Origin of the sequence: Stenotrophomonas thermophila (genome assembly GCF_001499715.1) — a bacterium.
GTDB lineage: Bacteria > Pseudomonadota > Gammaproteobacteria > Xanthomonadales > Xanthomonadaceae > Stenotrophomonas > Stenotrophomonas hibiscicola.
On record NZ_CVIW01000034.1, the window covers coordinates 72,892 to 92,261 of the forward strand.

A 19,370-nucleotide genomic window follows, 5' to 3' on the forward strand; every position below is an offset into this window, starting at 1 on the left:
GCAACCCTCGTTGTTTGCAGCACCAGGCCACGGCGTATCCACCGGTCCACCCGGTCCCAGTCCGGCTCCATCCCGGTTGCCCGGGCGAACCACATCACTGCGGCGAGGTAGCAACGCAGCCACCACCGCATGCGTATCGACGCGCGCACTGTCGCAGTCATCAGAACTCCTCTACTGCCCAGCCGCCGCCATCCCGCTTGGGCTTGGCCTTCACCGCGATGAAGCGGAATGGGTACATGGCCGCGGCGATCTTGATCTTGGCCCGTGCATCGTCCTGCCAGTGCCCCTTCACTTCGTGGCAGGCCATGACACCGTCGGCCTCCAGCACCGCAAAGTCCGGCGTGTAGAACGTGTTGTCGGCCAAGCGCAGCTTCAGCCCCTCGAACCGGTGCCACTGGATCTCACCAGCAGACTGCAGCGCGCGCAGCCGCTCGGCATACGCGGCCTCAGTCTTGTTCATCTCGCCCGTCTTCAGCCGGCCCAACGCCAGCACGCGGAGTTCCCGCGCCGTCTGCCGGACCATCAGGGCGAATCCGGGACAGGTTTGCCCTGCACCTGGTCGATGCCGTCGAGCTGCGCCTCGTACTGCTGCAAGCAACGCTTCCGGCCGTTGCTCACCTCGAATACGGCGGACGGCGCCGCCTCCTTCACCCACTTGCAGCGCTTGCGAAGTTGGGGGTCGATCGGCACGTAGGTGGCCACCGAAACCGTGATGACGGCTGCCGGCGGCGGATTGGGCTTGGTGGGCACTGGCTGACAAGCTGACAGCGCCGCCACCACCGCGAGAATCGTCAGTCTGCGCACTTGAACACCCCCAAGATTAAGTCGTCCGGCAGGGTCGTTACTGTCTGAACCCTGGGATGGCCGACTACTCGGCCACCACCGGAAGCCCTGGCCCCCGCCAGCATTTCGGTGGCGATGCGCACACCCTCTGCTGCCGCCTGGGTGGTGATCTCCTGCATGGTGGCTCCCGATCCGAATGTGCCGGTGTTCAGCTCGATCTCGACCCGGACAACCGTTTTCGTCCTTACGTCCATATCAGTACCCCTTCAGTGCCGGGCAGGCGGAATCGAGCAGCTCTAGGGCTGCCTTGCAGGTGTCAGGTCGCTGTTCGTAGCGGCCGCGCCAGGTAGAAGCCTCCTTCTCGGACGCTTCAACCTTGCCCGCCAAGGCCCGCAGTGCTTCAGCACTCTCGTCCCGGAGGGCTTGCAGCTTCTCGGCTTCCGCCCTCAGGGCGGCGGCGACCTCGGCCAGACGCTGATCGCGGCTGTCCACGTCGGCCTGCAGTCGCGCGGCGTCGCCCTGCCAGTCGGCCCGGACCTTGATCACCTGGGCGCTCAGATCCCGGATCTTCTGCTCCTTCTCCCAGGCAGTCAGTCCGGAGACCATGCAGCCGAAGGCCAGCACCGCGCACACCAGCTTGACCTTGCTACCGGGCTTGCTCAGCCACTGCAGCGCGTCGGCAGCGGCGCCTACGATCAGGGTCCACAGCGCGCGCAGAAATCGAATCAGTACGCTCATGGCTTATCGCCTCCGATGGCACCGGTGGCCCGCTCCACCATGCGCACGTAGCCGGGCAACAGCCGGCGGATCAGGACGCCGGACAGGCCGGCCAGGGGCAGCTGCGGGGCGCCCGCCAGCGCCGGCCAGATGGACGCGGCAACGGCGATGACCCATGCGGCCACGATGGCGTACGCCACGACCGCCACAGCCAGGGCAGCCCAGCGCGCGGCAGTCTGCAGCAGGCGGTGGCCGCGCCGGCGGCTGGCGTCAGCGGCCACGCGCTCCGCGTCCTTTTCCGGCAGCAGCAGGACACCGATCAGCGCTCCCGCCATGGCAACCATCAGCACGGACTGCGGTACGCCGAGGATCACCCGTTCGGCCTCTCGCAGCGCATCAGCCGTCGCCGGTGCCACAACGGCCGCGGTGAACGTCCCGACAATGGTTTTCAGAGTGCTCACGGGCTCAGTCACGGCGCCACCGTCCCGCCGGCTTTGCGGTACACGGCCAGCAGGTCGACAAGTTTCTGTTCGTGCTGGCCGTAGCCAGCGCCCGGCAGGCTCGCCCAGATGTTGCTGACCGCCTTGATTGCCTCCGGGATCTTGCCCGCCTGAATTAGTGGCAGCGCGCGACGCTCCCGGATCTGCTGCAGCGCAATCAGGTCCTGGCTCAGAGGCGAGAAGTCCTTCAGGCCGAGCGTCTTCTTGTAGGCGTCGTAGTAGCGGCGCAGCAGCTGATAGCGGCCGGCAGCGGTGGACTGGATCTTGAGCTTGGGCAGATCCACCAGCACGCGCGGATGGTCGGCGTAGCCACGGAACAAGCAACCACCGACCAGCACGTCATAGCCGCGGTCGTTGGTCGGCTGCCGGCCGTTGTCCGTACCTTCGGACCAGGCCAGCATGTCGAGGAAGGCCACGACGTTCACGCCGCCAGCCTGTTGGGGAGTGATCTGCGCCATAGCATCTCCGGGCAAAGAAAAAGCCCCGGCTGGGCCGGGGCTTGCGATTGGATGGTGGCAAGATTGCCGCCTTTTTCGATGACCCAGGAAGTCATCGCTATGCGGTCTGCGTGAGTGCCTTGCTGAACTGCCTTGCAGCGCGCGCTTCGGCCGCACGGAAGTTGAATAGCATCCACTCATAAACCGGTCGCCAGAACCGGCTGTAGGCAGACCAGTCGGCACCGATGGCGGCTGCGCGCTTTCGGCCGCTGAGCGGATCGAACCCACTCCCCCCACAGCTGTCGCAGTTCACGACTCCCGCAACCGATGGGTCCCGAAGCACCTTCTTTCCTCCACAGCGGGAACACTCACACGCCCCAGCCATCTCTTCGATCACTGCCCCAGCCAGTACCCCAAGTTGCTCCATGGTGTTGTTCGGCCAGGCTGCAGCGCGCGCCTCATCCAGCGCGTTCTCGGTCCTCAGCAGTTCACGACGCTGCGCGTCCGTTACCTGGCTGCCACCCCACCCCATGCACGCCTTGGCGATGCCGAACTCAGTCCGTGCGGTGGCCAGGCCGTGCATCTGCCGGATGAACTCCGGGGCTACCAGCCCGATTACCGCCTTGCGCAGCTGCTCGCGGCGGCGAGATGCGCTCTCTGGCCACCACAGCGCCTCCATCAGCTCCCGGCCAAGCCCGTCCTGCACGTACGCCATGGCGGCGGCAATGTCCTGCGTCGTCAGCTCGGGGCGTCCACCGCCGCCGCATGCGTCAAACCGCTGCGTTTTCGGCCCCATGCGGCTTGCCAGCAGTTCGCGTGCCTTGTTCATTCCCATGCGCCTTCCCCTTGGTGGTTTGCTCGTGCAGCGCGCGATCGCGCTTGGTTGTCTTCTATTGCGGCACCTGTCACGCCGCACGGTCCCAGCTGGCCGCCAGGCGCTGCACCTGCCCGCCGCGTGCCTCGAACTGCTCCACCGTCTCGACCGGGCCATCGGCGAGCACACGTGCCTTGACTCGCTTGGGCCGGGACACCGTGTTGTGGTCCATCCGCCGCTCGCGGGGCGCACGCTGTGGGTTGATCTTCGGCGCCATGGCCTTCGTCTTCTTCATGCTGCCGCCCTCAGTTCGTTGATGTAGGTCTGGTTTGCAATCAGCTCGTCGTCGGAGCCGTACGTCTCGTGGAAGGTCCTCGAGCCATCCATCAGGCTCGGGCCGTAGATCTGGCGCATCGTCGCGAAGGTGTTCCCCTCCATCGGATGCCGCATGTGGTGCCACTTGCAGAGCGCGTAGCCAAACATGTGACCGCGCCGCAGGTTCCCGCTCTTGGCGTGGTTGTAGTCGCAGCCGTAGACCACCAGCTCCGGCTCCAGCAGCTCCTGCATCTGCAACGCCAGGCAGGCCATGCAAGGGCCCGTCTTTGCCAGCTCCATCCGGGCCCTTTCCTCCTGGGTAGGAGGTGGGCCAAGCGAAAGCGACCACCACATCAGCGCAGCTCCGGGATCGGGCCGGCATAGCGGGTAATCGGGATCTGGCGCATGCCATCGCGCCACACGCGCGTGCCACGGGTGGCGTACAGCACCAGCGGCTTGATCCCGTACCCATAGGCCAGATACCAGCCGGCCACCGCCACGGGCTCGGACACCGGGCGCACTTCCAGTTCGACGTGGTCCTGGCTCATGCCGCAGCGTCCTGAGCGGAGCCGAACAGCTCAGCGATCTCGGCCAGCCGCTTCCGGGTGCGCGCGTTCGCTTCCGGGCTCGCCTCCACTCGGCCGGCCAGCAGTGCCAGCGGGTTGAACGCGGGCGTGGCCGGCGGCAACGCCAAGTACTCGGCAACCTGCTCATGCGCCAAGCGACCAGCGTTGACCGCCTGCTGCAACGCGGCGTCGCGGGCACCGGCGTCGTGGCCCAGCGACGGCTGGTAGACGGCACAGCCACCTACAGCGCGCGCCTCCTTCACCAATCGGGTGTAGACCTCCAGGAAGGCAGCCCGGCCTGCGATCTTGTCGCCAGCCTCCACCAGCGGCAACGCCGCCGTCCACGCATCACGGGTCTGCTCGCTCCACACCAGCGTCACCGCCTCGTCGGCGGCGCGGATGGCCACGGCCCATGCTTCGTTCGGGGCCGGGTGTCCGTCGTCGATGCGCTCCATGATCGCGGCCAGACTGAGCTTGCCTTTCACCTCTCGGCGGCAGGCGGTCAGCGCGTTGGCCAGCACCGGCAGCGGATAGGTCGCCAGGTCGGCGACCATGTAGGCCGCAGCGGCCGGGCGGATCTGCTCGCCCATCACCTCAGCCGTGGCCACCAGCATTTCGACGAGCCTGTCTTGATCGGCATCACTGAGCATTGGCGTTTTCCTTCATGCGGCGCAGCAGCGCCTTGGCGTCGTCAGCGGCCGTGGCGTTGGCCTGCGTCTGGTCCTGCTGCTGGGCGCTGGCCTGCGTCATCTGGCGGCCGGTGGCCCACTGCGTGCGGTATGCCTCGCACTTCGTCAGCAGGGCGCCCAGGTCGTGCATGTTTTGCACCACATAGCGCTCGTTGACAGTCAGGAACCACGCGGCAACCAGCGGCGCCTCGGTGTGGCCGAGCCTCTGCACGATTTGGCGGACGTTGCTGTTCACCTTTGCGTTGCGGACCGGCGCCACACCGTGGCGGGTGCGGTAAGCGGTGGCGTATGCCGCCCAGGTGGCGCGGCACGCGGCCTGCAGGTCGGTTTCGGAAACCGCCGCCAGCGGCGTGGCCGGCAGGCCCGCCGGAGATGACGGTTCTCCTGACGGTTCATTGAGGGTTATATGACGGTTAGGCGGCACGGGGCGCACCCCTAGACCTGCGCCCGGTGCATCCCCCCCTGCATGGGGCGCATCCCCTCCTGCAGCGGGCGCACCCCCTGCATGGGGCGCAGCCCCTGCGCCCGGTGCAGTACCTGTCTTTCCAGTCTTCCGGCCAGCCTTCGACGGCGCAGCGGCCTTGTCGAAGTTGGCCGGGGTTACCTTGTAAACCGTGCTGCTGTTGAAACGGCGGTCACGGGTGAGCAGGCCAACGGCCTCCAGATGATCCATTGCCGTGCGCACAGCGCGCGCCGACATGCAGCACCGCGCAGCGATGGTGCCCACCGCCGGCCAGCACACCCCGTCGTCGTTCGCTTGGTCGGCCAGCGATATCAGCACAGCCTTCTGCGTGACGCTCAGGCCCTGCAGCGGCCAGCACTGCGACATGATGATGGTCGACATGTCAGAGCCCCAGCGTCATGTTTTCGCCCGGCGCCACCGGCCACCAGGTGCATGCGGGCTTGCCGGTGGTTGCGCACGGCGCGCTTGGGCCGCGCCAAATGCGCCCCTCTCGGGCCAACTCGGGCAGTCGACGGCCCAGCATGTGGCGGTCAAGGCCAGTCAGCGTCGACAGGTGCAGACTGCTGTGGCCTGGATGGTGGATTACCGCAGCCTCAGCCTTGGCGTGCTGGACGCGCAGCGCGCCGCTGGCAGCGAGGTCGACGGCGGCGATGTGGCTGGACTGCGGATCAGTGGAGCGGGCTGGATGGTTCATCGACGCGCCCTCCCCTTCGCTGCAGCGCGCGACACGTTACGGATCAGCCGGTGCGCCATCGTGATCAGCGAGTTGGCCTCTTCCACCATCAGCTTCGCTTCGTCGCTGTCGATGTGGCGGTCGGCGATGGCTTCCACTGCCGTACCCGACAGCCGGCCCACCCGCGTGGTGATCTCCAGCAGCTTCGTCTGGATGGCGCCAATCTCGTCCGACCAGCCGCCCTCCGGCGGCGGTGGGACGGTGGCCACCGCCATGCCGAACTGCCCGGCCAGCGCCTGCATCCAGTCCAGGGCGTACTCGCTGCCGCCCGCCTTCTCCTGCATCCACTCGGTCAGCAGTTCGGCAATTTCCATCGTCACAGACTCACCCTCCAGCCCGCGCAGCTTCGCGCGCAGCGTCTCCGGGTGCATGGACTTGCCACGGCGGTCGGCCAGGAAAGCGGCCGCGTCCACGACACCGCCGGGCGTCTTGCGCACGGAGTTGTAGAGAACGTCGAGCCAGTTGAGTGCAGATGTGCGGCAGGTCATGGAATCACCTTGGGGTGGACTGCGTTTCAAGGTTTCGGGCTGGGCCGGGGTGGCGCACGATGGGCGCCATGGAGATCAACAATTCAGGGACGAAGGCCAGGGATGGCCTTTCAGGCGGTGTCGACAGGACCAATGCGATCGGCGTCGGGATCGGTGTTTGTGGGCGCCGCAACCGGCGCAACTTCCATGCCGAGCAGGCGCTGGATCTGGGGCAGTGCGGGCAAAACGCCCTCTTCGGGCCACGACTCCACCTCTGCGGCGGGGAGCTGAAGCAAGGTTGCGAGATGACGGTCACTCGCAATGCCGAGCCTTCGGCGCAGCGCGCGCTTGCTCATTCGACCGTCGACTTCTGCACGCAACTGCGCGAGAGCTTCGCCCTGGATACGGGGTTCCGGCCCGAAAACGTCCGGACGCAGCTGGTGGCGAGACACGCCAGTGGCCTGCTCGATGGCTATGCATCTCTCCGCAGGCACTCGGCGGCGGTCGTACCAGCCGGAAACCGACGGCGGCTTGATGCCAAGAAGCTGGGCAAGAGCCTGCTGGCTACCTGCCGACTCAACTGCTCTATCGAGGGCTGACATGTCCATGCCCCTATTAGCTCACAGCTAACAGCTAAGCGCAAGCTGACAGCTGCACGATTCAGATTAGTTACCAACTAACCTTGCTCGATGGACATTCGCGAAATCCGCAGCCGCAACTTTCGCCACCTAGTCGAGGCGCTCGAGTCGAAGGGGATCACTAAGCGTCGGGATCAGGGGGCCCAGCTTGGAGGCTTCCTGTCCCCGTCGTATGTGTCTCAGCTGCTCGGCGGCAAATACATCGGTGACGACGTAGCCAAGAAGATAAGCCTGGCCCTCGGCAAGGACCATGGCTGGATGGACCGCCCCCAATGGAGCGACGACGGCGAAGTTTCCGTCTCACCAATCCCGGAGATTGAGACGCAGCCCGGCTATGTTCGCTTCGACTTGTTTGAAGGGGGTGCAGGGATGGGTGCAGGGATGGTCAACCAGGACTACCCAGAGGTGGTGAAGACCATCGAGGTCGCAGAATGGGAAGTCCGCAGGAAGCTCGGTTACCTACCCAAGCCAGGCAGGATCCAGATCATCACCGGCCGCGGGCCGTCCATGCGGCCCAAGCTCGAAGACGGCGACATTGTCTGGATCGACACCAGCTGCGACTACTTCGACGGCGACGACTACTACCTGATCAACATCGGTGGCGAGACGCAGATCAAGATGCTGCAGAAGCGCGGCGACGGTCTCTACGTCGTAAGCGTCAACACCGACTTCCCGGCCTACAGGCCGGATCCTGGCGATCTGAACATCCTGGGTAAGGCACTGATCCACGCCGGCCTGCGGAAGTTCTAAGTAGCAAGAGAATTTCCACTACTGTCCCAATTTGGGACAACAAAAAAGCCCCGCCGAAGCGGGGCTTTCTTACTTTTTGCGGACTGGTTGCCCAGGTACATCAGCCGCTGGCGGCATCTTCGCCATCTCTTCTGACACCACGTCCTTGACCGCGGACTTCATGATGCCTGGACCTGCAAAGGTCAACACTGCCCACATACCAGCAATTGTCACGAGAGCTGCGCCACCCATCGACTTCCACATTGCAATGGTGGAAGGCATGCTCTCAAGGCGGACCTTCATCGCAGATACGTCGATCTCGACGTTGCGAAGACGTCCATCAATCTCGTTAATTTTATCTGACATAGGGTCATCACCTCCGTTCTCGGAGCTGTCAAGAACGTCCGAAACCACCCGAATCTTTGTGTTGTAGGATCTTAGATCCAACTCAACGATACGGCTGGTCCCCTGAATGGATGCTACGACTTCGGGGACAAATGTTGCGTGAAGTCCTCCACTGGAGGTCGTTACATCGCAATCAGTGGCCATCGCTGACCTCTGGCTCCTCCGGCGATTCAGCCTCGTCGTCTTCCTGTTTCAGCCCAGCAACCTTAAGTGCCAGTTTGCTGATCAGCTCGCTGATTTCGTCCAATTGGTCGATCGGAATGACAAGTCGAACCAAATCCTCACGAACGAATTCACTCTTTGGTTGCTTTTTGCCCTTGGAAAGCACAACTGCCTTACCACCTGGAACGGGCTTTTCCTCGCGCTCGAAATATTCTTCGATGAGGTCAACGCCGTCGCGATAGAAAGTGAGGTGGACGTTGCCGTCGCCCGTTGGACCACCTGCCGCCACGCCAGTCGCGACCTTTGACGAGAAGCCAGGATGCTTCACGTGCTTCAAAATGAACTCAGCCATTTCTTCCCCTGTAGTGCCCCTCCTGGGCTGTGCGAATCATATCGGCCAATGAGTGCTTCGTCATTAGTAGGGCTACTACTTTGCGGAACTAGAGGCTGGTCAAATGTCGCCCCGCGTATTTCATCCGCAAAATCAACGACTTCCACGTTGCTTGTCTTCCATGCTTGTGACCTGGTCTTGCAGTAGCAGCTCTGCGTAGAGGCCAAACGCGCCAACCCTACGCCGGCTATCTCGATCGCGCTTCGTCGGAACTAGGTGTTCTAGTCTGCTCGCCTAGCGCAGCCGTATCACTTGCAGGGGTGGCCGTCGCCGGCCACGTCGGTGAGGACCAGCCATTCAGAAAAATATTAGCTGTTAGCTGTTGACTAACGTTTAGTCGATGACTAACGTACTCTCCAGTCGCCCAACACCACCCCATCCCGGGGCCGGGCGCAGGAGATCAAGCAATGGCAACCCTGTCCCTCGGCGTCAGCAAGGCGCCGCCCACCGTCGTCGCGATCCCCTCCCTCGGCGTGGTCGCCATCAAGGTGGGCGCCGCCAGCCTCTACATTGAAGTGGCAGAGGCCGACCGCCTCTCGGTGGAGATCCAGCACGCTGCGCATCAGCTGAGCGGCGAAAGCCAGGATGCCGCCGCATGAGCCGCGTCCTGGTCAATCACCGCAAGGAGTTCACCGCGACCCAGCTCAGGGCACCTAACGAGTTGATGGCCGCGCTGCGCAAGGCGGCCGAAGAAAACCGGCGCTCCGTCAACGCCGAAATGATTTCGCGCCTGATCAGCACCTTCGAAGGACTTGCCATGCCTGCAACCGATGCCGGCGACGGCAAGGCCCACTTCAAGATCCGTCTGGATGATTCGCTGCTCGCCGCGCTCAAGCAGTTGGCCGGCGACAACAACCGCAGCGTCACCGCACAGATCGAATTCATCCTCGCGGCCTTCGTCGCAGACCACATGTCAGTCGCGGATCACTCGCCGGACGCTGGCAGTAGCTGCCCAACTCCGGAGGCCAACCGATGAGCGCCGCCCTCGCCCACCACTCCGACGCTCAGCGCGCGGCAGCAGCCGCTGGCATCGTCGCCCGCGCCGGGCGCCGCTGGGGCCTCCTCCCCTACCAGGTCGTCATCGCGGCCAGCATCACGGCCAATGCCGTCCTGCGGCACGGCCAGAGCGCTGCAGGTGCTGTCGCCGCCGCCCGCCGCGCAGCGCGCGCGCAAGCAGGTGCTGCATGAGCGCCCCTGTCGATGTGCAACGCCTGCGGAACGACCTCGCTTGGTGCCTCGTGATGGAGCGCGGCGCCAGCCGCCGGGCTCGGTACTTCGAGCGCAGGGCCAACAATCCCCGCAATCCGAACCGTGCCGCATCTGCGCGCGTCGCCGCTGGCTACCAAGGGGACGCCGCGAATGACCGTCGCCGCATCGCCGAGCTGCGTGCCGAGTTGGCGAGCGTCAAAGGCGGTGCCGCATGAGCCGCCCAGTCGTCGATAGCTGCCGTGTGTTCGGTGGCAGAAGTCCCAAGACGGGCAAGCCTGTCGGAGAGCGCCACCGGTGGAACGGCGGAAGCTGGGGCAAGGGCCAGTGCGAGTTCTGCCACCGCACCCTGAGCGAAGTGCAGCGCAAGCCGGCGCTTCGCGCCAAAGAGGGAGCCGCATGACCGACCACGACTTCTTCGCCGCCATGGCCGTCGGCATCCCGCCCATCACCCCGCCCGTCAGCCCGGCGCCGGCGCCGGCGCCGGCCGAGCCCACTGCCGAACAGGAGACCGAGTAATGCGCCACCTGGCCCTGCCCTTCTTCTGCGCCGTCGCCGTAGGCCTGCTCCTCGCCCTGCTCGCTTGGGCCCTGCGCAACCAGCTCGACGCCGTCGCCCTGGCCTGCGCCATCGGCGCCGTGTTCTTCGCATGGCGCTGCTGGGAAGACCTCCACACCAGCTGGCCAGCGTTCAAGGCCGAGATGCAGCGCCGCAGCGATGAACGGCAGCGCGCGCCGCTGATAGCTGACGACACCCACTGATCCCCTGCCCTGCGCTCTCCCCCTGTAGCGCAGGGAACCCGCGCCGGCCGGGTTCCAACAGCCGGCAACCCATCCCAGGAGTCCAGCGTGCGTAACCAGCTCGACATCTTCGATCACGACCCAGCCCGCATGGCAGCGGCGAACCGCGCCGCCGCAGAGCGTGCACTGCACGACGTGCAGTTCACCCCCACCGTCCGGCAGGAACGCCACGCGTTCTACGTGGGCGAGGCCGAACGCTGGGAACACCTCGCCGCGCATAGCGCGCGCTCCACCAACAGCAAGGACATGCAGGCATGAGCAACTACAAGAAGACCCTGGCGGACGTGCAGCCCGGTGGGAGGGTGAGGCTGGGGGATGGGTTTGGCCCCAGCGAAGTGTGGGTAAACGTCTACAGCACAGGGGCGTTTAGGGAGGCCAACGACACGCGCGCGCGCGTCGGTGCCGATGGCGTTGGAACCGTCTTGCGCTACGTGCGCGATGACCTCTCCGCCCAGCCCTCCCCGGGTGGTCAGGAGGCGCTGCGCGAAGCTGCTGAGTTTGCACGACGCGTACTGGCGGAAATCTACGCGACCTACCAGGTCAAGATCGGCCCCTTTGCATCGCAGGCTCAGTTGGCAAACGTGAAGCTGGGTGCCGCCCTCGCCGCCCGCCAGCCGGTGGGGGAGCCGGTGGCCTACTGGCTCGCCGTGGACAAAGACGGCATCGTGGAATTCGGCATGTCGGCCGATGACGGCAACGAAGGCCAAGCTGCGCGGCAGGAAGTGAACGATTTTATCAACGGGGCGCTTCACGACGGCGGCGTGCCGCATCGCTTGGTCGGTGTCTACACCGCCCCGCCCGCGCAGGCCGTGGACCTGGTGCAGTTCCGGGCGCTCGCCGAGTTTGGCGAGGAGTTTGCGTTCAGTGCCGAGAAGCAGCCGCAGTCCCGTGTGATCTATGCACAGGCACGCCGCCTGCTGGCCCTGATCGACAGCCAGGCGGTGGGAAATGGCTGACCAAACGACCACCGGCGCTCTGCCGGAAGCCGAGCTGCAGATCCTTCGCCACGCCCTGGGCGTCGGCGAAGGCGGCTTGGAGCGCAGCTACCGCAGTCACTTCGTCACCGGCCCAGGCGGCACCGACCACCAGCACTGCATGGCGCTGGTCGAGCGTGGATTCATGGTCCGGCGCGCCGGAAATGCACTCACCGGCGGCAGCGACCTGTTCAACGTCACGCAGGCCGGCCGAGCCGCAGTGCAGGAGCGAACCCCGCCGCCACCGAAACTGACCAGGTCGCAGCAGCGCTACCAGCAGTTCCTGCGCTACGACGGTGGCGTGACGTTCGGAGAGTATCTGAGGGGCTGGCGATGAAAACGATTGGCACCGACTCGGCGGCGCCCATGGCTGACCAGCTGCTCACCGCTGCAACGGTCCACGTGTTCGCCTTGGCCTTCTTCCTGGCCGGCATCGCGATCAGCCGCGCATGCCGCGCCGCACGCAATGGGCTGCGGTCGGCGGCGGCTGCAATTCTGACCTCGGGCTATGCGAACGAGCCGCGTCATGACTAACCCGGTCAGACCAGAGAAGCCTAACCGCCCTGCTTCCAGAAGATTGCAACGAATGACACTACAAGCGCAGCTACAGATATCCAAACAGCAGCCCATGCCGCGCGAGCAGACGAACGCGCTATGTCTGCCGCTTCTTGGTGCCGGCGGGCTTCTTCTTTGGCTGCTTCTGCCTCTCGGCGAATACGCTCGCGCTGAACGACAAGCGAGAGATTTGGCGGCACCTCATAAATGGGCCCACCTGAACTCGTCTTCCCCACCTCCTTCATCCCTGATACCTCCCGGTGTTTTGGCGATGGTAGACGGGAGCGAGGGCGAATGGGAGCCCTTCGGACCAGAGCGCCGAATCACCGCCACCGAGCAGCTGCGCGCTGCGCTGGCCACGGACTGAAGGAGGACAACATGGTCCAGAAGAACAGGGCCGCTCTAGCGCTTCCGCTCCGCCTCAAGCTCGCCCAGCACGGCCGCCAGGCCGCGATTGCTGGCAATAGCTCGATCATGCCGGGTCTCCCCGGGATTTCCCGCATTGAGCCATTCCTTCGCTCGCGTCCGAAGCACCAGGTTTGCCGCTTCCAGAACTACATGGTGGCGAGCATTCCTCTGCCCCACCGCGAGCCGAGAGCCGAACACAGTCAGCAGCGTCGCGCCCGGCTCCAGAAGCTGTTGCGCCGCATCGCCCTCCAGGTGCTCACCGTGGTGAACCTGCCTGGCCAGTGCGTCCAACAGATCGGCCAGCGACCGGTCAGCGCCCGGAGCCATGGCGGCTCGGATCTGCTGCCGCTGCCAATGCGTCGTCGGCCTCTTGGCCAATACCAAGTCCTGAACGTCAGCGCTCTGTCGAAGAGCGCCCGCCTCAGCCTTGGCGCGGAGCCACAACTCCGCATGCGTCGAATTCGCATATTGACTCATGCACCCCAGTGTAGCGCCAGCCATTCCCCGCATTTCCATCGGAGCTGACACATGACCCAAGAACATATCAGCCACCCGGAAGGGTTGCCGAACTGCGCCGCCGGCCACCGCGCGCGCCACATCCACGACAAGCGCTGCGCGTCCGCCGGTGGTGGCCACCTGGTCGAGTGCGCCTGCAGGTCGACCAGCAAGCATGCCGATCCCGACAAGGCCATCGAGGCTTGGCGCCGACTAAACCGCCCCGCCCGCAGCGCGCGGGCACCGTCGCCGGCAGCTGTTGCCGACAACGTCGTACAGATGCGCCTGGTGATGGCAGGCGGAGGGAAGGTGGTCAGTGCCGTCTGACATGTACTTGTCGCGGGACGAGATCACCGGCCTATGCCGCACGCCACAGCGCGCGCGCCAAGCTGCGTTTCTCCGCAAGAACGGAATCAAGCACTACCTGGACGCACACGACTGGCCGGTGGTGCTTCGCTCTAGCGTTGAAGGAACGGCGCAGGCACCAAAGGCGCCGCCGACATGGACTTCCAGCAAGGTCGCTTGAAATGGGACGGAAACCGAGCAAGCCGGGGGCAATCCCCCGTTTCAGGCCACGCAAGCAGAAATCGGGCGTGACCCACTACTACTACGACCATGGTGGCAAGCCCAGGCGAGAAACTCCCCTCGGAAGCGACTACGGCGTGGCCATCAAGCGATGGGCCGAGATCGAGCACGCGAGCACGATCCCTGCCGCTGCCGTCGTGACCTTCCGGCACGTCGCCGACCGCTACCGAGCCGAGGTGGTTCCTACCAAGGCTGTCACCACCCAGCGCCTCAACAACCGGTGCATCACCGCGCTGCTGAGCTACTTCGACTCGCCGCCAGCGCCGTTTGAAGCCATCCGTCCGATCAACATCCGCCAGTACCTTGATTGGCGAAAGGCGAAGGTGATCGCAAACCGCGAGGTGTCACTGTTCTCGCATATCTGGAACTGGGCGCGCGGCAAGGGCATTACCGACCTCCCCAACCCCTGTGAGGGTATTCGGCGCAACAAGGAAGCCGGCCGCGATGTGTACGTGGACGATGACGCGTTCCGGGCTGTCTACGCACATGCCGATGCAGCCCTGCGAGACGCCATGGACCTTGCTTATCTGACCGGACAGCGCGTAGGCGATGTGTGGTCGATGGACGTGCGCCAGGTCACAGCGCGCGGCCTCATCATCCAGCAGTCGAAGACCAGCAACCGGGTAACCATGGAGATCACGGGAGAGCTGGCTGCGCTGCTCGAGCGCATTGCAAAGCGTAAGGGGGAGAAGTGCCCGAACGGGCGAGAGAAGGTCTTCAGCACGCGGCTGATCGTGGACGACGACGGCCTGGCCCTAGGCCGGGCAGCGTTGCGCTACAGATTCGACAAGGCCAGAGAGGCGGCCGGTATTGCAAAGGGGGAATTCCAGTTCCGAGATCTCCGCGCCAAGGCGGGTACGGACAAGGCCGATTCGGCAAAGGACATTCGCGAGGCGCAGGCCCAGCTGGGGCACTCCTCGGTCACTACGACCGAGATTTACGTGCGAAAGAAACGAGGCTCGAAAGCAACGCCAACGAGGTAGAACCATAACGCACGCCGCCTCAAAACCGACCAGAAGATGACTGTTACGCGGGCGTTACTGCAGATATCAAAGACGATGGTGGGTAATCTCCGCACACAACACGAGGAGATAAAACCATGATGACTACCGAATCACCGTACGAGCGAGTGCAGTTTGATCGCCTGGCCCTGTCAGTCAATCCAGGCCAGCGTAAGGAGGTAATGGCGGCGCTGGATGCGGCTTCGTGCAAAGGCAGATGGGAAGCCCATGGCGGTCTGTCGAAGTTCGACGACAAACCAGGCAGCTCAGAGGTCAGCAGCGTCGGACTGTGGACGTTCTATGCGGCCAGTGCTGAAGACGCGCAACGCGGCCAGCTTGGATTGGACCTGATGCCATAGAAGACGGGCGTCAACGGATTTTGCGGAGCGCCTTCCATATTGCGGAGCGCTGGAAAATCAGAAACCCGTTGGGAGACATGGAGCGGGCGAAGGGAATCGAACCCTCGTCAGTAGCTTGGGAAGCTACAGCTCTACCATTGAGCTACGCCCGCGTTGCGGTGGAAAGTCTATGCGCTGGGGGCGGTGTTGCGCAATGGTGCCCCCGCATCAGAGCGGGGCCGGCGCCCTTTCGTTCCCGAAAGGGATCCGGCCCCGCCTGGTTTCTGCTTAGAAGCTGCCGCTGAAATTGGCGAACAGCGTCGCGTCCTGGGCACGCTTCTGCCCGGCCGAAGCGCTCAGGCCGAAGTTGCTCTGCAGGCCGAACAGCTCGGTACGGGCACCCAGCACCACGGTGGCGTAGTTCTTGTCGAAGTTCAGGCCCGGCACGCGATAGCTGCCCAGTTCCGGCAGGGTCTGCAGCCATGCGCTGGCCTGCTTGGTGTCTTCGAACTCGTGGTCGTAGGTCACCTGCGCGTACGGCTTGACGGTGCCGCCATCGAAGCGGGCCTGCCAGCCGATGCGGCCGACGGTCGAATCGACGTTCTGGCGGTCGTAGCCCAGTGCGGTGGCCAGGGTGCCGGTCGCGGCGCTTTCGGTGTAGCCATCGATCTTCACCTTCTGCCAGATCACCGAAGCAATCGGGCCGTGGCGGAAACCGCCTTCGGTGCCGAACTCGTAGCCGGCGTTCAGCGCGGCGGTCAGGTTGCTGCCGTCCGGCGAACCACCGTGCTCGCGGGTGGCTGGACCCAGCTGGACCTTGCGGTTCACGTCATAGGACAGCCAAGTGTAGCTGACCTGGCCATTGATCCAGATGCGGTCACCATACCAGCCGGCGAACAGACCGGCAGTGGTGTCCTTCTGGGTGAAGTCGCCACGGCTGTTGCCGAAGTCTGCGTTGAGGCGGCCGAAGCCGGCGAAGCCGCCGAACACCATGCCGTCGCGTGCCCAGTCGATACCGAACAGGCCGGCGGGCGCCAGGCCGTCGTACAGGTCGGCATGGTCATAACGCTGCAGGTCACCGCGCACGCCGCCCCACCAGGACAGGCCATCGGCCGGGCGACCACCCAGGTGCATGCTGACCTGGTCGGCACGCGAACGGCCGATGGTCTGGGCCGAGTGGCTCAGCACCTGCTGCAGACGCGGGCCTTCCAGCACCGAGACAGCATACTGGCCCAGCAGCTGATGGCCGGCGGTGGTCGGATGCACGCCGTCGGCGAACAGGTAGGTGTTGGCTGCATCCGGGCTGACGTAACTGGTCGGGTTGCAGCCGATGATGCTGGCGGTGGAGTTGTTCGGATCGATCCTGCAGGCGGTGCTGGTGACGTTGGTGAAGCCGTACATGCCCGGATTGGCAGTCACTTCGCGCAGGATGCTGAAGGTATCGAGCGGAATGAACTCGATGCCTGCCTGCTTCAGGCCACCGTACAGCGCCTTGTTGTAGCCGGCCGACAGTGCGGTGGCGGCGGCGGCATTGGGGCCGCGGAACTGCGGGGTGATGCCCACATCCGGCAGGTTCGGTACCAGCACGTACTGGGCACCAGCCTGCTTCAGCGCACCTACCAGCGCGATCTGGTCGGTGACCGCTGCGCCGATGATGCCCTGCACCTGGGCCTGCGACGCGCCACCTGCCGCCGCACGGGTGGCCGCAAACAGATCATTGGCGCCTCCCCATACGGTGTACAGGGCGTTGCCGTCAGCCTTGCCACCGTTCGCGGCAAGGTAGCGGGTTGCTTGCGACTTCAGCGACGGAATCACGCCCAGGCCACCGGCCTCGTCCACCGATACCCGGGCACCGCCCACGGCGTAGTTGTCGCCACTCTGGCCGTTGCCGTTGGCACCCCCGTTGAGGCCGTAGTAGTTGGCGACCTGCTGTGCCCACACCCAACCCGGGTTGGTGGTGAACTGGCCGGTGACCGGCTGCACGCCCGGATCGAGCAGCGGCCGGAAATAGCCGGCGTCGGTGAGGCTGTCGCCGAAGAACACGGCCTTGGAATACGGACTTTCGCCTGCCATGGCCGGCAGCGCGGCGAGTGCGATCGCAGCCGCCATCAGGGAGCGGATCGGGTGTTTGCTGAGCTGCATCTAGGAACTCCTGTGGGGTAAATAGGTTGGAATCCGGCACACGTACGCCGGCGCACGGTCAATGGTTTCACCGGGCCGCCGTTTGCTCACGCTGCGCCGCCGCATGGATTGTCGCCTGAGCACGCCGAAGCCTGCTGTGCTGGAGCTGGCGCCCCGATCAAATTGCAAACGTTCCGATCACGAAGGGCTATAAGCGACAATGCAGGAATGAACATCCAGCTCAACGGCGAACCCCGCACCCTGCCCGCCTCGGCGACCCTTCACGACCTGCTCGAGGCCGAGCAGCTGCTGCAGCGCCGGGTGGCAGTGGAGGTCAACGGCGAGATCGTCAGCCGCAGCCGCCATCGCGAGCATGTCCTGGCTGAAGGCGACATTGTCGAGATCGTGCACGCGCTGGGTGGGGGCTGAGGCCTGTCCGGGTTTGCCGGCCAGCGGCCGGCACTACCCATGCCGATCCACGGCCGGCACGCCATTGCGTGATCCCATCTTCAGGCGGATAGGCGATAATCGCGCCATGAACGTTCACGTCTCCCCCGATTCGCTGGTGATCGCCGGCAAGACCTATGGCTCGCGGCTGCTCACCGGCACCGGCAAGTTCAAGGACCTGGAAGAAACCCGCCTGGCCACCGAGGCTGCTGGCGCCCAGATCGTCACCGTGGCCATCCGCCGCACCAACATCGGGCAGAACCCGGGCGAGCCGAACCTGCTGGACGTGCTGCCACCGGAGCGCTTCACCATCCTGCCCAACACCGCTGGCTGCTACACCGCCGAAGACGCGGTGCGTACCTGCCGCCTGGCCCGTGAGCTGCTGGACGGCCACAACCTGACCAAGCTGGAAGTGCTGGGCGACCAGAAGACCCTGTACCCGGACGTGGTGCAGACCCTCAAGGCCGCCGAGCAGCTGGTCAAGGACGGCTTCGAGGTGATGGTCTACACCTCCGACGACCCGATCCTGGCCAAGCGCCTGGAAGAGATCGGCTGCGCCGCAGTGATGCCGCTGGCCGCGCCGATCGGTTCGGGCCTGGGCATCCAGAACAAGTACAACCTGCTGCAGATCATCGAAGACGCCAAGGTGCCGATCATTGTTGATGCCGGCGTGGGCACCGCGTCGGATGCGGCGATCGCGATGGAACTGGGCTGCGACGGCGTGTTGATGAACACCGCCATTGCCGGTGCGCGCAACCCGGTGCTGATGGCCACTGCCATGCGCAAGGCAGTCGAGGCCGGCCGCGAGGCTTTCCTGGCCGGGCGCATCCCGCGCAAGCGCTACGCCAGCGCATCCTCTCCGGTGGACGGGCTGATCGGCTGATGACCAATCCTTTTGACAGCGCCGGCTCCAAGGCCCCACCCAAGCCCTTCACCGTAAGCGAGGGCCGCCGCGAGGTGCGCAGCTTCGTGTTGCGCCAGGGACGTTTCACCCCCGCCCAGCAGCGCGCGTTCGACGAACGCTGGCCGCGCTTCGGCCTCGACTACACCGGCCAGCCGCGTGACCTGGATGCCACCTTCGGCCGCCCGGCACACAAGGTGCTGGAAATCGGCTTCGGCAACGGTGCCGCGCTGCGCTTCGCCGCCCAGCACGATCCGTCGCGCGACTACATCGGCATCGAAGTGCACGCCCCCGGCGTGGGCCGGTTGCTGAACGCGCTGGCTGAGGACAATGCCGACCACGTGCGCCTGTACCACCATGACGCGGTGGAAGTGCTGCAGAACGAGATCGCCGATGGCGCGCTCGATGAAGTGCGCATCTACTTCCCGGACCCGTGGCACAAGAAGCGCCACAACAAGCGCCGCCTGCTGCAGCCGGCATTTGCCGAGCTGCTGGTGCGCAAGCTGCGCCCGGGTGGCCGCCTGCACTGCGCCACCGACTGGGAAGACTACGCCGAGCAGATGTGGGACGTGCTTGACGCGACTGCCGGCCTGGTCAACCGCGCCGGCCCGCGTGGCAGCGTGCCGCGTCCGGACTGGCGCCCGCAGACCCACTTCGAGACCCGCGGCCAGAAACTCGGCCACGGCGTCTGGGACCTGCTGTACGACCGCACCTGACGATCGCCTGAGGA

Annotated in this window: 35 protein-coding genes and 1 tRNA gene; 17 read left to right on the plus strand and 19 right to left on the minus strand. The window is 65.1% G+C overall.

The genetic code is table 11. From position 1 onward, the window contains the following. Positions 1-160: 160 nt before the first annotated feature. From BN1263_RS14235 to BN1263_RS20160, 14 genes are all read right to left on the minus strand, one after another. The gene (locus BN1263_RS14235; RefSeq protein WP_058982013.1) at positions 161-523 is read right to left on the minus strand and encodes a hypothetical protein; all 363 of its coding nucleotides are present in this window, start codon (positions 521-523) and stop codon (positions 161-163) included. Further along, positions 523-804 carry a hypothetical protein gene (locus tag BN1263_RS14240; RefSeq protein WP_058982015.1) on the minus strand — a complete coding sequence of 94 codons (282 nt, stop codon included), beginning with the start codon at positions 802-804 and terminating at the stop codon, positions 523-525. Before BN1263_RS14240 ends, BN1263_RS14235 begins: the two co-directional genes overlap by 1 nt. Before the next feature lie 234 nt (positions 805-1,038). Further along, on the minus strand, positions 1,039-1,521 hold the full coding sequence (locus tag BN1263_RS14250; RefSeq protein WP_058982019.1) for a hypothetical protein: 483 nt from the start codon (positions 1,519-1,521) through the stop codon (positions 1,039-1,041). Beyond that, positions 1,518-1,961 (minus strand): hypothetical protein, encoded by a 444-nt coding sequence (locus BN1263_RS14255; protein ID WP_231298616.1) that lies wholly within the window; start codon positions 1,959-1,961, stop codon positions 1,518-1,520. Before BN1263_RS14255 ends, BN1263_RS14250 begins: the two co-directional genes overlap by 4 nt. An 8-nt stretch (positions 1,962-1,969) precedes the next feature. Further along, positions 1,970-2,458, minus strand: a complete 489-nt coding sequence (locus BN1263_RS14260) for a glycoside hydrolase family 24 protein (protein ID WP_058982020.1) — start codon at positions 2,456-2,458, stop codon at positions 1,970-1,972. Positions 2,459-2,555: 97 nt separating this feature from the next. Beyond that, positions 2,556-3,266 (minus strand): hypothetical protein, encoded by a 711-nt coding sequence (locus BN1263_RS14265; protein ID WP_058982022.1) that lies wholly within the window; start codon positions 3,264-3,266, stop codon positions 2,556-2,558. A 76-nt stretch (positions 3,267-3,342) separates the two neighbouring features. Further along, entirely contained in the window at positions 3,343-3,546 is a 204-nt protein-coding gene (locus BN1263_RS14270; protein ID WP_058982025.1) for a hypothetical protein, read from the minus strand. Next, complete coding sequence (locus BN1263_RS14275; protein WP_058982027.1) at positions 3,543-3,920, minus strand: Ref family recombination enhancement nuclease; 378 nt, start codon at positions 3,918-3,920, stop codon at positions 3,543-3,545. The genes BN1263_RS14270 and BN1263_RS14275 overlap by 4 nt, the downstream gene beginning before the upstream one ends. Beyond that, positions 3,920-4,114, minus strand: a complete 195-nt coding sequence (locus tag BN1263_RS14280) for a hypothetical protein (RefSeq protein WP_058982029.1) — start codon at positions 4,112-4,114, stop codon at positions 3,920-3,922. The genes BN1263_RS14275 and BN1263_RS14280 overlap by 1 nt, the downstream gene beginning before the upstream one ends. Further along, entirely contained in the window at positions 4,111-4,782 is a 672-nt protein-coding gene (locus BN1263_RS14285) for a hypothetical protein (protein ID WP_058982032.1), read from the minus strand. Before BN1263_RS14285 ends, BN1263_RS14280 begins: the two co-directional genes overlap by 4 nt. After that, positions 4,772-5,665 carry a helix-turn-helix domain-containing protein gene (locus BN1263_RS14290; RefSeq protein ID WP_058982033.1) on the minus strand — a complete coding sequence of 298 codons (894 nt, stop codon included), beginning with the start codon at positions 5,663-5,665 and terminating at the stop codon, positions 4,772-4,774. The genes BN1263_RS14285 and BN1263_RS14290 overlap by 11 nt, the downstream gene beginning before the upstream one ends. A gap of 1 nt (position 5,666) precedes the next feature. Further along, positions 5,667-5,978 (minus strand): hypothetical protein, encoded by a 312-nt coding sequence (locus BN1263_RS14295; RefSeq protein ID WP_058982036.1) that lies wholly within the window; start codon positions 5,976-5,978, stop codon positions 5,667-5,669. Then, positions 5,975-6,505, minus strand: a complete 531-nt coding sequence (locus tag BN1263_RS14300; protein ID WP_058982038.1) for a phage regulatory CII family protein — start codon at positions 6,503-6,505, stop codon at positions 5,975-5,977. Before BN1263_RS14300 ends, BN1263_RS14295 begins: the two co-directional genes overlap by 4 nt. 110 nt (positions 6,506-6,615) lie before the next feature. Then, positions 6,616-7,092, minus strand: a complete 477-nt coding sequence (locus BN1263_RS20160) for a transcriptional regulator (RefSeq protein ID WP_080398832.1) — start codon at positions 7,090-7,092, stop codon at positions 6,616-6,618. A gap of 81 nt (positions 7,093-7,173) precedes the next feature. Between BN1263_RS20160 and BN1263_RS14310 the strand changes: the two genes are divergently transcribed. Continuing rightward, positions 7,174-7,872 carry a S24 family peptidase gene (locus BN1263_RS14310; protein ID WP_058982039.1) on the plus strand — a complete coding sequence of 233 codons (699 nt, stop codon included), beginning with the start codon at positions 7,174-7,176 and terminating at the stop codon, positions 7,870-7,872. A 69-nt stretch (positions 7,873-7,941) separates the two neighbouring features. Here BN1263_RS14310 and BN1263_RS14315 read toward each other — a convergent pair whose 3' ends face one another. Continuing rightward, positions 7,942-8,217, minus strand: a complete 276-nt coding sequence (locus BN1263_RS14315) for a hypothetical protein (protein WP_058982042.1) — start codon at positions 8,215-8,217, stop codon at positions 7,942-7,944. A 172-nt stretch (positions 8,218-8,389) separates the two neighbouring features. Next, positions 8,390-8,770 carry a hypothetical protein gene (locus BN1263_RS20535; protein ID WP_144435368.1) on the minus strand — a complete coding sequence of 127 codons (381 nt, stop codon included), beginning with the start codon at positions 8,768-8,770 and terminating at the stop codon, positions 8,390-8,392. Positions 8,771-9,216: 446 nt separating this feature from the next. On the opposite strand from BN1263_RS20535, the gene BN1263_RS14325 reads away from it, so the two are divergent. The 9 genes from BN1263_RS14325 (at position 9,217) to BN1263_RS20720 (ending at position 12,323) form a co-directional block, all read left to right on the plus strand. Next, on the plus strand, positions 9,217-9,408 hold the full coding sequence (locus BN1263_RS14325) for a hypothetical protein (RefSeq protein WP_058982046.1): 192 nt from the start codon (positions 9,217-9,219) through the stop codon (positions 9,406-9,408). After that, positions 9,405-9,785 carry an Arc family DNA-binding protein gene (locus BN1263_RS14330; protein WP_058982048.1) on the plus strand — a complete coding sequence of 127 codons (381 nt, stop codon included), beginning with the start codon at positions 9,405-9,407 and terminating at the stop codon, positions 9,783-9,785. The genes BN1263_RS14325 and BN1263_RS14330 overlap by 4 nt, the downstream gene beginning before the upstream one ends. Then, complete coding sequence (locus BN1263_RS14335; protein ID WP_058982050.1) at positions 9,782-9,997, plus strand: hypothetical protein; 216 nt, start codon at positions 9,782-9,784, stop codon at positions 9,995-9,997. Before BN1263_RS14330 ends, BN1263_RS14335 begins: the two co-directional genes overlap by 4 nt. Continuing rightward, positions 9,994-10,233, plus strand: a complete 240-nt coding sequence (locus tag BN1263_RS14340) for a hypothetical protein (protein ID WP_058982052.1) — start codon at positions 9,994-9,996, stop codon at positions 10,231-10,233. Before BN1263_RS14335 ends, BN1263_RS14340 begins: the two co-directional genes overlap by 4 nt. A 300-nt stretch (positions 10,234-10,533) precedes the next feature. Continuing rightward, positions 10,534-10,776, plus strand: a complete 243-nt coding sequence (locus tag BN1263_RS14345; protein ID WP_058982054.1) for a hypothetical protein — start codon at positions 10,534-10,536, stop codon at positions 10,774-10,776. Positions 10,777-10,863: 87 nt separating this feature from the next. Further along, positions 10,864-11,073, plus strand: coding sequence for a hypothetical protein (locus tag BN1263_RS14350; RefSeq protein WP_058982056.1), 210 nt, complete (start codon positions 10,864-10,866; stop codon positions 11,071-11,073). Then, positions 11,070-11,771, plus strand: coding sequence for a hypothetical protein (locus tag BN1263_RS14355; protein ID WP_144435369.1), 702 nt, complete (start codon positions 11,070-11,072; stop codon positions 11,769-11,771). The genes BN1263_RS14350 and BN1263_RS14355 overlap by 4 nt, the downstream gene beginning before the upstream one ends. After that, positions 11,764-12,126, plus strand: coding sequence for a hypothetical protein (locus BN1263_RS14360; RefSeq protein WP_058982061.1), 363 nt, complete (start codon positions 11,764-11,766; stop codon positions 12,124-12,126). Before BN1263_RS14355 ends, BN1263_RS14360 begins: the two co-directional genes overlap by 8 nt. A gap of 29 nt (positions 12,127-12,155) precedes the next feature. Continuing rightward, the gene (locus tag BN1263_RS20720) at positions 12,156-12,323 is read left to right on the plus strand and encodes a hypothetical protein (protein ID WP_186008975.1); all 168 of its coding nucleotides are present in this window, start codon (positions 12,156-12,158) and stop codon (positions 12,321-12,323) included. A 423-nt stretch (positions 12,324-12,746) separates the two neighbouring features. Here BN1263_RS20720 and BN1263_RS20725 read toward each other — a convergent pair whose 3' ends face one another. Then, positions 12,747-13,229 (minus strand): hypothetical protein, encoded by a 483-nt coding sequence (locus tag BN1263_RS20725; RefSeq protein WP_186008976.1) that lies wholly within the window; start codon positions 13,227-13,229, stop codon positions 12,747-12,749. A gap of 51 nt (positions 13,230-13,280) precedes the next feature. Here BN1263_RS20725 and BN1263_RS14370 point away from each other — a divergent pair, with 51 nt between their 5' ends. From BN1263_RS14370 to BN1263_RS20540, 4 genes are all read left to right on the plus strand, one after another. Further along, entirely contained in the window at positions 13,281-13,574 is a 294-nt protein-coding gene (locus tag BN1263_RS14370) for a hypothetical protein (protein WP_058982068.1), read from the plus strand. Position 13,575: 1 nt separating this feature from the next. Further along, complete coding sequence (locus BN1263_RS20170; protein ID WP_080398833.1) at positions 13,576-13,773, plus strand: DUF4224 domain-containing protein; 198 nt, start codon at positions 13,576-13,578, stop codon at positions 13,771-13,773. 1 nt (position 13,774) lies between these two features. After that, complete coding sequence (locus BN1263_RS14375) at positions 13,775-14,815, plus strand: tyrosine-type recombinase/integrase (RefSeq protein WP_058982070.1); 1,041 nt, start codon at positions 13,775-13,777, stop codon at positions 14,813-14,815. Between the two features lie 116 nt (positions 14,816-14,931). Then, positions 14,932-15,192: a hypothetical protein gene (locus tag BN1263_RS20540; protein WP_144435370.1), complete on the plus strand. Its 261-nt coding sequence runs from the start codon at positions 14,932-14,934 to the stop codon at positions 15,190-15,192. A gap of 78 nt (positions 15,193-15,270) precedes the next feature. On the opposite strand, the gene BN1263_RS14380 is transcribed toward BN1263_RS20540, so the two are convergent. After that, positions 15,271-15,344 (minus strand) — tRNA-Gly (locus BN1263_RS14380). A 115-nt stretch (positions 15,345-15,459) separates the two neighbouring features. Next, on the minus strand, positions 15,460-17,313 hold the full coding sequence (locus BN1263_RS14385) for an autotransporter domain-containing esterase (RefSeq protein WP_058982071.1): 1,854 nt from the start codon (positions 17,311-17,313) through the stop codon (positions 15,460-15,462). A gap of 207 nt (positions 17,314-17,520) precedes the next feature. On the opposite strand from BN1263_RS14385, the gene thiS reads away from it, so the two are divergent. From thiS to trmB, 3 genes are all read left to right on the plus strand, one after another. Then, positions 17,521-17,721: a sulfur carrier protein ThiS gene (thiS, locus tag BN1263_RS14390; RefSeq protein ID WP_019660184.1), complete on the plus strand. Its 201-nt coding sequence runs from the start codon at positions 17,521-17,523 to the stop codon at positions 17,719-17,721. A 106-nt stretch (positions 17,722-17,827) separates the two neighbouring features. After that, entirely contained in the window at positions 17,828-18,622 is a 795-nt protein-coding gene (locus BN1263_RS14395; protein ID WP_019660185.1) for a thiazole synthase, read from the plus strand. Then, positions 18,622-19,356 carry a tRNA (guanosine(46)-N7)-methyltransferase TrmB gene (gene trmB / locus BN1263_RS14400; RefSeq protein WP_019660186.1) on the plus strand — a complete coding sequence of 245 codons (735 nt, stop codon included), beginning with the start codon at positions 18,622-18,624 and terminating at the stop codon, positions 19,354-19,356. Before BN1263_RS14395 ends, trmB begins: the two co-directional genes overlap by 1 nt. Positions 19,357-19,370: the final 14 nt, after the last annotated feature.